We start from the raw sequence: 11,260 nt of genomic DNA on the forward strand, positions 1-11,260 counted from the left end.
ACGGCGAGCTGTTCAAGGAGATGGTGGACACCGGCTTCCTCGGTCCCACCGGCCTGGCGGACCGCAAGCGCCTGGCACCCATGCTGCGCGAGGCCGTCATCCTGCGCACCTGTGCCATGGCACGCTGCGCCTACGAGTTCAACCTGCACGAGCAGACGATCTCGCGCCGCATGGGCCTGAGCGATGCGCAGATCGCCGACCTACGCGAGGCCAAGCCCGATGCAGCGCTGTGGACGCCCGAGCTGGCGGCCGTGTTCCAGCTGGTCGATGGTCTCGTCCAGCACCTGGACGTCGACGACGCGACCTGGGCCAGGCTGCGCCGCCATTTCGACGAGGCCGCGCTGATCGAGATCACGCAGCTGGTTGGCCACTACACCGGCGTGGCGATGCTGGCGGCCCTGGCAAGGCCGGCTCCGGACAGCTATCGATAGCTATCGCTGGGGTCTCGCCCACRCCGCCGAACGCAGCTATCGTCAGGTGCCATGGACAAGCCTATGACACCTGACCCTCTGCTCCAAGGCGCCTGCCACTGCGGCGCCGTTCGCCTTACCTTGCCCTTTGCGCCCGAGAAGGCGACGAAGTGCAATTGCTCGATCTGCCGCCGCCTTGGCGGCCTGTGGGCCTACTACGAGCTCGGCACGGTGAAGGTCGAAGGGCATCCCGAACACACGGCCGAGTACGTCTGGGGTGACAAGACGCTGCGCAATATTCGCTGCGCCCATTGCGGTTGCTCGACGCATTGGGAGCCCCTTGTCGCCGAAGCCGGTGCCCGGCACGGCGTGAACCTGAACAACTTCGAGCCACGGCTGCTGCAGGACGTGCAGGTGCGGCGGTTTGATGGGGCGGACAGCTGGACGTTCGTGGATTGATGGCTGATGCGCCTCGCGGCCACTACCGGGCATCGGTGCGGGACTGCTTCCCGCAAGGCTGGCGAAAGTGCTGGGTGTGAATGGCCCAGGTGAATGCCGTCCTTGACGCATTCTTGTCGCCCCAGCTTCGAACCCTTATGAGAACCTAATGCCGGAAGCCCTAGATTGGCATCTCCGTCACAGATGGCACACCGGCACGTGGGCCAGCATCGACCATGCCGAATAGAGCAGATGACTACTGGTTCCCAGCCAAGCGCTATGGCTGGGGCTGGGGTGTCCCGAACACCTGGCAAGGCTGGGTGGTCTTGTCCGCCTTTGCGGCGCTGCTCTCTCTGGGCGCGATCTTCCGTGGGCAGCTAGGGCATCTGTTATTCATCGCGTATACCGTCGCGGTCTGCCTGGGGCTTGTCGCCGTGTGCTGGCTCAAAGGCGAGCCACCACGCTGGCGTTGGGGCGACAGATGAATGACCGATCCTCACCTGCCATGGACTCCATGAACGAAGAAGTTCAGCGGGAGCTCTCGCCCAGTGAAAAGCCCCTCTGGTGGGGGCAGCCCCGGCAAGGCGTGGTCGTCCGCGGGTCGGATGCCTTCACCATCCCCTTTAGCTTGCTGTGGTGCGGGTTCGCGGTCTTCTGGGAAGCCTCTGCACTCAGGGCGCCAAACACGCCAGCATTCTTTGTGCTGTGGGGTATTCCGTTCGTCCTCGTCGGCGTGTACTTCGTGGTCGGCAGGTTCTTTGTCGAGGCGCGCCAGCGCGCAAATACCTACTACGCCGTTACTTCAGAGAGGGTCATCATCGTCTCGGGCGTGTTCGCGCGGAAGGTGAAATCGCTCAGCCTCCGTACGCTCACTGATCTGTCCTTGTCTGAGGCCAGGTCAGGCGAGGGCACCATCACGTTTGGTGCTCAGCATCCCATGGCGGCCATGTTCGGCGGCATGCGTGGTTGGCCTGGGGCGGAACAGAACCTTGGTCCGAGTTTTGACCTCATCCTCAATGCGAAGAGCGTGTACGAAACCATCCGCAGTGCTCAGAGCGCTGTGAGATAGGACTCCTGGCGGGCCCGTCGAGCGCAGCTGCTCATGTCAGCGCCGCAGCCCCGACCAGCTCACCTCGTTGAGAAAGCTGACGTCCAGCTTCGCGGGTGACTGCGTGCGGTCGAGCAGGAACACGCTATCGCCGCGCGCCTGCAGGATCTTGCCCATGGCCAGCGTCAGCAACACCTCGACCACCGGCAGCCGCGGATAGCTGGACGTGACCCGCACGAGGTTCTTGCCAATGCGCGTCACCGTCACGGTCACGCCACTCCTGGACGAGCCCTTGGAGTCCGAGATCACGTCGCCCTCGTACGTGCCTTCGGCGGCATCGCCCAGGTCGGGCTTGCGGCGCGGCTCATCAGCAGCAACAGCGCGCAGCGTCCAGGGCGCCAGCAGTGCGGCGGCGGCGAGACGGACGACATCGGATCGGCGCTGGGTCATGGAACTTCTCCTTCGGGACGCAAGAGCCTGATGCTAACGACGCCCTTTAGACCTCGGCCATACAGCTCAAGATCGACGACGACGAGCAGCGCATGGCCTTCTTCGAAAAGTGCGGCCCGTCTGTGCGCCAGGTGCCGCAGATCTTCATCAACGACCAGCGCGTGGGTGGCGTGACCGGGCTGCAGGCGGCGTTTTTCCAGCTGAAGATCTGAACCCTTCTCCAGCGCCTTTCAGCGCTTCACCGCCGCCAGCAGCCGGCCAATGAATTCGTTCAGGGCCGGCCCGTTGTCGATCCAGCGCACGACGGCCACGACATCGTTCTCCCAGTCGACGTAGATGATGTTCTGGCCATTGCCGCGGAAGGTCACGCTGCTCTCGGGCGCCGCAGGCAGGGCGTTGCGGCCAGTGTTGAGGAACCAGTTGCAGTAGCCGTACTCGGCGTTGTCCGGCCCGGGCTGGCGGGCCTTGGCGATCCAGTCGCGCGAAATGAGCTGGCGACCGGCCCACTCACCCTGGCGCAAGTGGAGATAGCCGAAGCGCGCCATGTCCCAGGCGTCGATGAACATGCCGCCGCCCCAGTGGCCGCCGCCGGAAACCGACTGCATGCGTTGGCCGTCCAGTTCCACCCAGCTGTTCTCGTAGCCGTGCCAGCGCCAGCGGCTGGACGCGCCAATCGGGTCCATGACCTGCTCGCGCAGCACCTCGGGCAGCGGCCGGCGCCAGACCTGCAAGGCGGCCAGGGCCAGCACGTTCACGCGCACATCGTTGTACTTGTAGTGCGTGCCCGGCTCATACAGCGGGCGGTTCGGCCAGTCCTCGGGCGTCTTGCCCACGGGGCGATCGGCCCAGTCGGGCTTGCCCCACAGCGTGCCCTGCCAATCGCTGGTCTGGCGCAGCAGGTGCTCCCAGGTGATGGGCGCGTTATGCGGCGTGGCGAACAGGTCGACACCGGGCGGCATGGCGTCGGCCACGCGCTCGTCGGTGCTCTTGATCAAACCCTGCTGCCAGGCCACGCCCACGACCGTCGACAAAAAGGTCTTGGTGATGCTGTGCGACATGTCAACGCGCCGCGTGTCGCCCCACTCGGCCACCAGCTTGCCGCGGTAGATGACCAGGCCGTTGGCTGCGGCGTGCTCGCGCGTGGGACCGATCTGGCCCCCGAAATAGGGTTCGTTCTTGCCGAAGCTCTGGGCGAGGTAGAGGGCCTGGTCGCGCGGCGCGGGGTTCTCATGCGCTTGGGCATAGGCGACGGCTTCGGCCAGCCTGGCGGCGTCGACGCCCATCGCGGCCGGCTCGGCGCGCTGCCAGTCGCCACGGGGCGGAAAGTAGGCCGGCTCGGCGGCGGCAAACGTCCAGACGAAGCTAGCGAGAAGGACAAATCGGCGGCGGCTCATCAGGCCATTGTGGCCAGAGCTTGCACCGTTCGGCCGTCTCGCGCGAGGCGAAAAAAAACCGGCTCAGAAGAGCCGGTCATTCACAGGGCGCCGCTGGGTTCAGTAGCGACCACCGCCGAAGCCGCCCGTGCCGTAGCCGACATCGGGACGCTTCGCTGCGGTGTACCCGGCTGCGCTGTAGCCGCTCGAATCCTTGTTCGCTTCGCGGGGGCGAGCCAGGCTCACGACGATGGCGCGGCCATCGACAGACATGCCGTTCAGGGCGGCAATGGCGGCCTGGGCGACGTCGGCCGAAGCCATTTCCACAAACCCGAAGCCCTTGGAACTGCCGGTTTCCCGGTCCATCATGACCTTGGCCGAGGAAACGCCGCCGAACTCGGCAAAGTTGCTTTTCAGGCTGGAATCGGTCACGGAATAGGGCAGGTTACCCACGTAAATTTTGTTGCTCATGGACGAGCCTTTCTGAGGATTGACGCATCGCGAGGATGCGGATGCGGATCTGCGAATCGGGGGTCCGCAGCGGGTGGGATGTCGGCGGGAACTGGCGGAGCCAGATCGTCAGCATCCGGGGTGGGTTGGCATGCACGCCTGCAGCCAGCCCTGGGTGACGGCGAACAGCCGGGCAGCTTCGCGTGAGGCAAAGGTCGTGTCGAAGCGGAACACACGACGGCAACTGTCGTTGCCTTGGGCCCGGTGAACCGAGAACGAGGCGCGAAAGCGGCCACAGTCGGTCGGGTGTGTCGCGGGCGAAACGACGTACTTGCCCATGGAGATGGCGTTGTTCGAAATCTTGTTCAGTCAGGGTTGCCCGGCTTGAGTCGCCCGGCGGGAGTGCTTTTTGGCTCGGTTGCCGGCCAAGAAGTGTCGAAGGTCGCGAACCGCGGCCTTTTGTGGCCGTGGACAAGCCGTCAGGAAGGCATTACCACGGCAGCCCAGGATTATATCTTTTTTTGAATATTTGGACGAATCGTTATTTCTTTTGGTATTGAATTGGTCGCGTCCGTGCATAGACGCCGTGCCAGCGCGCAGCCGCGTTCGAGCAGGAAGTCGCGCAGCCTTTGCGCATAGCCAGGCGCGACGGCCTCGCGCACCGAGGGCCGCCCTGCCAGGGCCACGCGCCAAGCCTGCACCCGCGGCAGGCCGTCGAACAGGCCCTCGGGCGGGATGACCTCGAAGTAGCGGAACACCGGGCCGAAGACCGCGTCGACCAGGCCGAAGCGCCGGCCGGCGAACCAGGGGCCGTCGCCAAGAACCGCCTCCACCTGCTCGAAGCGCAGACGCAGAGCGGCATAGGCCCGTTCCAGCGACGCATCGTCCGCCGCGCTGTAGAGCACGGCGATGCCGCTCAGCACGGCGGAGCCAAACTCCATCCAGGCCCGCTCGCGGGCCCGCGCCAGCGGGTCTTGCGGATGCAGGCGCGGCGGCCGCGTCTCGTCCAGGTATTCGCAGATGACGGCAGACTCGAAAAGCGCCTCGCGGCCAACGCACAGCACCGGCGTTTTGCCCAGCGGCGACAGGTGCAGGAACCAGTCCGGCTTGTTGGCGAGGTCCACGTCCAGGCGTTCGAAGGCCACGCTCTTCTCCTTGAGCACGATGGCGGCGCGTTGCACATAAGGGCAAAGCGCGTGGCTGATCAATGTCAGCGCAGTCATGCCGCACGCCAGGTGAACCGCTGGCTACGCTTGAGGGCGGCAGCGCCATCGCCGGCCAGCCACAGCACGACAGACATCGCGGCCAGGAAGACCGGGTACTCCCAGCCGCCGCCTGCGGCATTGAAGACCCAGCCATTGGACGCATGCACCCAGGCCGCGCCCAGCAGGATGGGTGTGAGGGCCAGCGCGAGCTGGCGCGGGTAGACGCCGAGCAGCAGCAGTGCGCCGCCGATGGCCTCGGCCGCGAACACCACGTAGGCCAGCGCGCCCGGCAGACCCTGGCCGACGAAGAACTGCGCCGTGCCCGGCAAGGTGAAGACAAATAGCTTCAGCCCCGCATGGGCGAGGTACATGAAGCCGAGGGACAGGCGCAGCAACAGCAGGCCGAGTGAGGTCGAGGGTGCCATGGAGATCTCCAGGGATTGTTGAGATGCAACCAATGTAGGTAGGCATCTGGCGCATGAAAATACGCAACCAAGCCAACTCTGATTGCAGCTATGCAATACGAACTCGCCCCCACCGACCTCGCCCTGGTGCTGGCCCTGCACCGCGCGGGCACGCTGGCCGCGGCCGGCGAGCGGCTGGGCGTCAACGCGTCGACCGTGTTCCGGATGCTGCAGCGCCTGGAGCGCGGATTGGGCCAGGCGCTGTTCGAGCGCGGCCGGCGCGGCTACAAGGCCGGCGAGCTGGCACGCACCCTGGCCGCCCAGGCGGAGCAGGTGGAAGCCGCGCTGGAAGCGGCCCGCGCCGCCGCCCAGGCCCAGCCCGGCCAGGCCGCCGGTACCGTGCGCCTGACGACGACCGACACGCTGCTGCACGGCCTGCTCGCACCGGCGTTGGCGGCCCTGCACCAGGCGCAGCCCCGGCTGCAGTTCGAGCTGCACACCGGCAACGAGCTGGCGAGCCTGACGCGGCGTGATGCCGACATCGCACTGCGCGCCACCAGCAAACCGCCGCCCCACCTGATCGGCCGCCGTATCGGCCCCATCCGCGTCGCCCTCTATGCGGCACGCTCAAGCCCCATCAAGCACTGGGACCAGGTCGAGGCCGGCGACGCGGCCTGGGTCGCACCCGACGACGGCCTGCCCGAGCACCCCTCGGTGCGCTGGCGACAGAAGCACTTCCCGGCGCTGCAGCCGGCGTTTCGCACCGGCAGCGTGCAGAGCGTGGCTGAGCTGGTGGCGCAGGGCCTGGGCGTGGGCGTGCTGCCCCTCTTCCTGGCCGAGCCGAAGCGAGAACTGCGCCGGCTGACCGAGCCGCTGGACGAGGCCGAGACCGATCTCTGGCTGCTGACCCACCCCGAGACTCGCCATCTGCAGCGTGTGCAGACGGTCTGGAGCCACCTGGCCGAGGCGCTGGTGCTGGATTGAGCCGCGTCAAAGCAGAAAGCGCTTGACCTTGCCATGATGGGAAGCTTGACGATACCGGCATGAACAGCACCACCGCCCCCGCCACCGCACTGAACGACGTGACGCTGCAGGTCAGCGGCATGAGCTGCGCGTCCTGCGTGCGCCGCGTCGAAAAGGCCCTGCAGGCCGTGCCTGGCGTGCTGCGGGCCAGCGTCAACCTGGCGACCGAAAAGGCCAGCATCCAGGCCCTGCCCAATGTGCCCGTCGCTGCGCTGATGGCGGCCCTGGGCAAGGCAGGCTACCCGGCCACCCTCGTCGAGGCCTGCGCGCCGCCCGCGCCCGAAGCCCATGGCGGCCTGCCCGCCTGGTGGCCGGTCGCGTTGGGCGCCTTGCTGAGCCTGCCGCTGATGCTGCCCATGCTGCTGGGCGTGGTGCTGCCCGGCTGGCTGCAACTGCTGCTGGCCACGCCGGTGCAGTTCGTGCTCGGCGCGCGCTTCTACCGCGCGGGCTGGGGCGCGCTGCGGGCCGGCAGCGGCAATATGGACCTGCTGGTGGCCCTCGGCACTTCGGCGGCCTACGGCCTGTCGGTCTATCTGCTGCTGCGCCATCCCGGCCATGCGCATCTCTACTTCGAAGCCTCGGCCGCAGTCATCACGCTGGTGCTGCTCGGCAAGTTCCTCGAGCAACGCGCCAAGCGCCAGACGACGGACGCCATCCGCGCACTGAATGCGCTGCGGCCCGCGACCGCGCGCGTGCTGCGCGGCGATACCGAAACGGAGGTGCCGGTGGCCGAGGTCCGCGTCGGCGACCTCGTTGCCGTGCGCCCCGGCGACCGCATCCCGGTGGACGGCGAGATCGCCACGGGCCACAGCCACGTGGACGAATCGCTGATCACCGGCGAGAGCCTGCCGGTGGCCAAGTCGCCGGGCGAGCGCGTGACCGGCGGGGCCATCAATGCCGAAGGCGCGCTGACCGTGCGCACCACCGCCATCGGCGCCGAGACGACGCTGGCGCGCATCATCCGCATGGTCGAGTCGGCACAGGCGGCCAAAGCGCCCATCCAGCGCGTCGTCGACCGCGTCAGCGCCGTCTTCGTGCCGGTCGTGCTGGCCCTCGCGGCGCTGACCTTTGCGGGCTGGCTCATGCACTCGGGCAACGCCGAGCAGGCCCTGGTCAACGCGGTGGCCGTCCTCGTCATCGCCTGCCCCTGCGCCCTGGGCCTGGCCACGCCGACGACGCTGATGGCCGGTACCGGCGTCGCGGCGCGCCAGGGCATCCTGATCAAGGACGCCGAAGCGCTGGAGCTGGCGCACGCCGTCACCATCGTCGCCTTCGACAAGACGGGCACGCTGACGGTGGGCCAGCCGACGCTGACCGCCGCCCTGCCTGCCGAAGGCATACACCGCGAGGAACTGCTGCAACTCGCCGCCGCGCTGCAGCGCACCAGCAGCCACCCGCTGGCCCTGGCCGTGCTCGCCGCGGCCCAGGGCTTGGCGGCGCTGGCGGTCGAAGGCGCACAGGCGCTGCCGGGCCGTGGTGTCGAGGGCGTCGTCCAGGGTCGCAGGGTCGCCCTTGGCAGCGCGCGGCTGGCGCAGGAACTGGGTGTCGACGGCGGCGCGCTGGCCGGCGAGGCGCGGCGGCTGGAGGCCGAGGGCCAGACAGTCTCCTGGCTGGTCGAAGGCGGCACCGAGCAGCGCCTGCTCGGCCTGCTGGCCTTTGGCGACCGCGTCAAGGACACGGCAGCCGAGGCCGTCGCCCAGTTGCAGGCCCGCGGCATCCGCACCGTCATGCTGACCGGTGACAGCCACGGCGCGGCGGCCGGCGTCGCGCAGGCCCTCGGCATCACCGAGGTCCACGCCGAAGTGCTGCCCGCCGACAAGGCTGCGGTCGTGCAGCAGCTGCGCGAGGGCGGCGCAGTCGTCGCCTTTGTCGGTGACGGCATCAACGACGCGCCGGCGCTGGCGGCAGCGTCGGTCGGCTTTGCGATGGCCGGCGGTGCCGACGTGGCCACCGAAGCGGCCGGTGTCACGCTGATGCGCGGCGACCCGCGCCTCGTCGCCGACGCACTGGATGTGTCGCGCCGCACCTACGCCAAGATCCGCCAGGGCCTGTTCTGGGCCTTTGCCTACAACGTCGTCGGCATCCCGCTCGCGGCCTTTGGGTTGCTCAGCCCCGTCATCGCCGGCGCGGCCATGGCCTTCAGCAGCGTCAGCGTCGTCGCCAATGCCCTGACGCTCAAGCGCTGGCGCGGCACGGCGATGCAGGAGCGGCGATGAACATCGGCATGAACATTGGTGCTGCCGCCCAGGCCTCGGGCGTGTCGGCCAAGATGATCCGGCACTACGAAAGCATCGGCCTATTCGCTCAACCGGTGCGCAGCGACTCCGGCTACCGCATCTATGGCGAGCGCGAGGTTCATTTGCTGCGCTTCATCCGCCACTCGCGCGACCTCGGCTTCTCGCTGGCGCAGATCCGCGCACTGCTCGGCCTTTGGCAGGACCGGGATCGGCCCAGCCGTGAAGTTCGCGCGCTGGCGCAGGAACACCTGGCCGAGGTGGACATCAAGCTTGCCGAGCTGCAGGCCGTGAAGGAGACACTGCAGCAGCTCGTGCAAAGCTGCCACGGCGACGAGCGGCCCGACTGCCCCATCCTCGACACGCTGGAGGCCGGCTCCGAGGCGTTAACAAAGCGCTGACGCATCCGCGCTATCGTTGGCCATTTCCACCAACGCGAGCCCACGATGCGCCTCATCCTTCTCGCCGCCCTGGCCCTGGCCGCACAGGCTGCCCACGCCTCGTCCACCACCGCCTCTTCGGCCGCCGATGCCGGCTCGTCCGCGTCGGGCAGCGTGTCGGACTCCTTCAAGGGATCGTCCAACAGCAGCAGCGGCGACGAACGCCGCGCCGAAGGCCGCTACCGCGTCACCGAGGTGGCACGGGCGGACACCGCCGGCAAGCTGCGCCTGAAGCTGGAGCGCGACGGCGCCGCGCCCGTCGAGCTGACGCTGCCCCAGCAGGCGCTGGCGGCGCGGGCCGTCAACGTCGGCGACGAGGTGCAGGCCACGCCCCAGGCCTACGGCGTCGCCTTCGCGCATGCCGACACCGGCACCGCCTTCTTCCTCGTGCTGGAAGACGCCTGGCAACGCGAGCTGGCGACTCGCGTCGTCAAGCCTTGATCCGAACCGCCGTCACGGCCGCGCTGCTGCTGACGGCGGCCATCGCCGAGGCTGGCCTACCGCCCCGGGGCTGCGATTCCAAGCACGACATCACGGCCGCGCAGCAGGACAGGCTGCTGCGCTTCGCGGCCGTCGTCCGCCAGGCGCTGGCCGAGTCGGGCAGCCCGGCCGCGCTGATCTCGCGCTCGGGCACCGATCTGTCGCGCTTCGGTCTGCGCTACTCCCATGCCGGCATCGCGCTGGCCGACGGTCTGGATACGCCCTGGGCCGTGCGCCAGCTCTACTACGCCTGTGCCGAAGGCGCGCCCCGGCTCTTCGACCAGGGCCTGGCCGGCTTCATCTCGGGCAGCGACGATGCCGACGTGGGCTATGTGAGCCTGCTGCTGCTGCCGGCCGAGGCCGCCGCGCCGCTGGCCGCCACGGCACTGGACAAGCCCGTAGCGCTGGGCCTACTGAACGCCAACTACAGCGCCAATGCCTATCCCTTCAGCACGCAATACCAGAACTGCAACCAGTGGGTGGCCGAGTTGCTCGCCGCCGCCGTGGGTGGCACCCATGCGCGAGCGGACGCCCAGGCCTGGCTGCAACGCGAGGGCTATGCGCCAGAGCCTGTACGGGTTTCCGGCTGGCTGCTGATGGCCGGCCACTTCATGCCCTGGCTGCATTTCGACGACCAGCCCCGGGAGCAGCTGCGCGCCAGCGCCGTGAAGACCAGCCTGCCCGACAGCCTCGAAGCCTTCGCGCTGCAGCGCTGGCCCACGGCGCGGCGCATCGAGTTCTGCCATGGGCCGCAGGGCGTCGTGCAACGCGAGGGCGGCGCCGCGCTGGCGGCGGACTGTGTGCCGCAGGCGGGCGACCGCGTCATGGCCTTGAAATGAATCCGCCAGCAGAACCGACACCCCTTTGCGTGGGGAGCTGACCAGACCCACCAAAAATGAGGATGCGTAGCGCACCCGCGCTGCGCACAGTCCGCCCCCACAACAACGAGTTTCTTTTGGGGGCCGCAATGGACGAACTGATGGAACGGGCCGTGGAGACCACGGCGAGGGAGGACTTCACCGACGGGGCCGAGCTGCGCGGCTCGTCCTTCGACTACCTGACGCAACCCGGCGCCGACCTGGCCGCCAAGGCCCAGGCCTTCCACGCCTGGGCCGAGAACCGCGTGGCGCACGGTGTCTTTCCGTACGCCAAGCGCCTGGGCGGGCGGCCGGGCGCCACCGCCGAGCTGACGCTGCTGGATGGTCAGCGCCATGCGGGGCTGAATTTCTCGTCGCAGGAGTATTTGTCGCTGGCCCGCCACCCCAGGATCTGCGCCGCGGCCCAGGCGGCCATGGAGCGCTATGG

15 protein-coding genes and 1 pseudogene are annotated in these 11,260 nt (G+C 68.3%); 10 read left to right on the forward strand and 6 right to left on the reverse strand.

The window, feature by feature from the left end:
• The 4 genes from AC1DU6_RS10315 to AC1DU6_RS10330 form a co-directional block, all read left to right on the forward strand.
• On the forward strand, nucleotides 1-431 hold a 431-nt coding region (locus tag AC1DU6_RS10315; protein WP_477857040.1), incomplete at its 5' end, for a carboxymuconolactone decarboxylase family protein.
• Nucleotides 432-494: 63 nt separating this feature from the next.
• Entirely contained in the window at nucleotides 495-869 is a 375-nt protein-coding gene (locus AC1DU6_RS10320; protein ID WP_457321708.1) for a GFA family protein, read from the forward strand.
• A gap of 215 nt (nucleotides 870-1,084) precedes the next feature.
• Entirely contained in the window at nucleotides 1,085-1,333 is a 249-nt protein-coding gene (locus AC1DU6_RS10325; protein WP_082532847.1) for a hypothetical protein, read from the forward strand.
• Nucleotides 1,334-1,362: 29 nt separating this feature from the next.
• Nucleotides 1,363-1,917: a PH domain-containing protein gene (locus AC1DU6_RS10330; protein ID WP_056201351.1), complete on the forward strand. Its 555-nt coding sequence runs from the start codon at nucleotides 1,363-1,365 to the stop codon at nucleotides 1,915-1,917.
• Between the two features lie 36 nt (nucleotides 1,918-1,953).
• Here the strand turns inward: AC1DU6_RS10330 and AC1DU6_RS10335 are convergent, their stop codons facing one another.
• The 6 genes from AC1DU6_RS10335 to AC1DU6_RS10360 all read right to left on the reverse strand — a co-directional run bounded on the left by AC1DU6_RS10335 (nucleotide 1,954) and on the right by AC1DU6_RS10360 (nucleotide 5,799).
• Nucleotides 1,954-2,346: a hypothetical protein gene (locus AC1DU6_RS10335; RefSeq protein ID WP_457321712.1), complete on the reverse strand. Its 393-nt coding sequence runs from the start codon at nucleotides 2,344-2,346 to the stop codon at nucleotides 1,954-1,956.
• A 230-nt stretch (nucleotides 2,347-2,576) separates the two neighbouring features.
• Complete coding sequence (locus AC1DU6_RS10340) at nucleotides 2,577-3,740, reverse strand: serine hydrolase domain-containing protein (RefSeq protein WP_457321714.1); 1,164 nt, start codon at nucleotides 3,738-3,740, stop codon at nucleotides 2,577-2,579.
• A gap of 99 nt (nucleotides 3,741-3,839) precedes the next feature.
• Nucleotides 3,840-4,190 carry an RNA recognition motif domain-containing protein gene (locus tag AC1DU6_RS10345; protein ID WP_457321716.1) on the reverse strand — a complete coding sequence of 117 codons (351 nt, stop codon included), beginning with the start codon at nucleotides 4,188-4,190 and terminating at the stop codon, nucleotides 3,840-3,842.
• Nucleotides 4,191-4,298: 108 nt separating this feature from the next.
• Nucleotides 4,299-4,508, reverse strand: a complete 210-nt coding sequence (locus tag AC1DU6_RS10350) for a hypothetical protein (RefSeq protein ID WP_082532848.1) — start codon at nucleotides 4,506-4,508, stop codon at nucleotides 4,299-4,301.
• Nucleotides 4,509-4,678: 170 nt separating this feature from the next.
• Complete coding sequence (locus AC1DU6_RS10355) at nucleotides 4,679-5,392, reverse strand: glutathione S-transferase family protein (protein WP_457321717.1); 714 nt, start codon at nucleotides 5,390-5,392, stop codon at nucleotides 4,679-4,681.
• Entirely contained in the window at nucleotides 5,389-5,799 is a 411-nt protein-coding gene (locus AC1DU6_RS10360; protein WP_056201006.1) for a DoxX family protein, read from the reverse strand. Before AC1DU6_RS10360 ends, AC1DU6_RS10355 begins: the two co-directional genes overlap by 4 nt.
• 78 nt (nucleotides 5,800-5,877) lie before the next feature.
• Between AC1DU6_RS10360 and AC1DU6_RS10365 the strand changes: the two genes are divergently transcribed.
• The 6 genes and pseudogenes from AC1DU6_RS10365 to AC1DU6_RS10390 all read left to right on the forward strand — a co-directional run.
• Nucleotides 5,878-6,762: a LysR family transcriptional regulator gene (locus AC1DU6_RS10365; protein WP_056201009.1), complete on the forward strand. Its 885-nt coding sequence runs from the start codon at nucleotides 5,878-5,880 to the stop codon at nucleotides 6,760-6,762.
• A gap of 59 nt (nucleotides 6,763-6,821) precedes the next feature.
• Entirely contained in the window at nucleotides 6,822-9,017 is a 2,196-nt protein-coding gene (locus AC1DU6_RS10370; protein WP_477857045.1) for a heavy metal translocating P-type ATPase, read from the forward strand.
• Nucleotides 9,018-9,025: 8 nt separating this feature from the next.
• Nucleotides 9,026-9,436, forward strand: a complete 411-nt coding sequence (gene cueR / locus AC1DU6_RS10375; protein WP_457321738.1) for a Cu(I)-responsive transcriptional regulator — start codon at nucleotides 9,026-9,028, stop codon at nucleotides 9,434-9,436.
• Between the two features lie 45 nt (nucleotides 9,437-9,481).
• On the forward strand, nucleotides 9,482-9,916 hold the full coding sequence (locus AC1DU6_RS10380; protein WP_477857047.1) for a hypothetical protein: 435 nt from the start codon (nucleotides 9,482-9,484) through the stop codon (nucleotides 9,914-9,916).
• Nucleotides 9,913-10,794 carry a DUF2145 domain-containing protein gene (locus AC1DU6_RS10385; RefSeq protein WP_457321723.1) on the forward strand — a complete coding sequence of 294 codons (882 nt, stop codon included), beginning with the start codon at nucleotides 9,913-9,915 and terminating at the stop codon, nucleotides 10,792-10,794. The genes AC1DU6_RS10380 and AC1DU6_RS10385 overlap by 4 nt, the downstream gene beginning before the upstream one ends.
• A 128-nt stretch (nucleotides 10,795-10,922) precedes the next feature.
• A pseudogene (locus AC1DU6_RS10390) lies at nucleotides 10,923-11,260 on the forward strand (hypothetical protein); the annotation flags it as partial.

It is taken from the genome of Roseateles sp. P5_B10, from assembly GCF_056400485.1.

Coding starts and splice junctions, on each gene's coding strand:
- AC1DU6_RS10320 (WP_457321708.1), top strand. CDS start 495: ATGACACCTGACCCTCTGCTCCAAGGCGCCTGCCACTGCGGCGCCGTT.
- AC1DU6_RS10325 (WP_082532847.1), top strand. CDS start 1,085: ATGCCGAATAGAGCAGATGACTACTGGTTCCCAGCCAAGCGCTATGGC.
- AC1DU6_RS10330 (WP_056201351.1), top strand. CDS start 1,363: ATGAACGAAGAAGTTCAGCGGGAGCTCTCGCCCAGTGAAAAGCCCCTC.
- AC1DU6_RS10335 (WP_457321712.1), bottom strand. CDS start 2,346: ATGACCCAGCGCCGATCCGATGTCGTCCGTCTCGCCGCCGCCGCACTG.
- AC1DU6_RS10340 (WP_457321714.1), bottom strand. CDS start 3,740: ATGAGCCGCCGCCGATTTGTCCTTCTCGCTAGCTTCGTCTGGACGTTT.
- AC1DU6_RS10345 (WP_457321716.1), bottom strand. CDS start 4,190: ATGAGCAACAAAATTTACGTGGGTAACCTGCCCTATTCCGTGACCGAT.
- AC1DU6_RS10350 (WP_082532848.1), bottom strand. CDS start 4,508: ATGGGCAAGTACGTCGTTTCGCCCGCGACACACCCGACCGACTGTGGC.
- AC1DU6_RS10355 (WP_457321717.1), bottom strand. CDS start 5,392: ATGACTGCGCTGACATTGATCAGCCACGCGCTTTGCCCTTATGTGCAA.
- AC1DU6_RS10360 (WP_056201006.1), bottom strand. CDS start 5,799: ATGGCACCCTCGACCTCACTCGGCCTGCTGTTGCTGCGCCTGTCCCTC.
- AC1DU6_RS10370 (WP_477857045.1), top strand. CDS start 6,822: ATGAACAGCACCACCGCCCCCGCCACCGCACTGAACGACGTGACGCTG.
- cueR (WP_457321738.1), top strand. CDS start 9,026: ATGAACATTGGTGCTGCCGCCCAGGCCTCGGGCGTGTCGGCCAAGATG.
- AC1DU6_RS10380 (WP_477857047.1), top strand. CDS start 9,482: ATGCGCCTCATCCTTCTCGCCGCCCTGGCCCTGGCCGCACAGGCTGCC.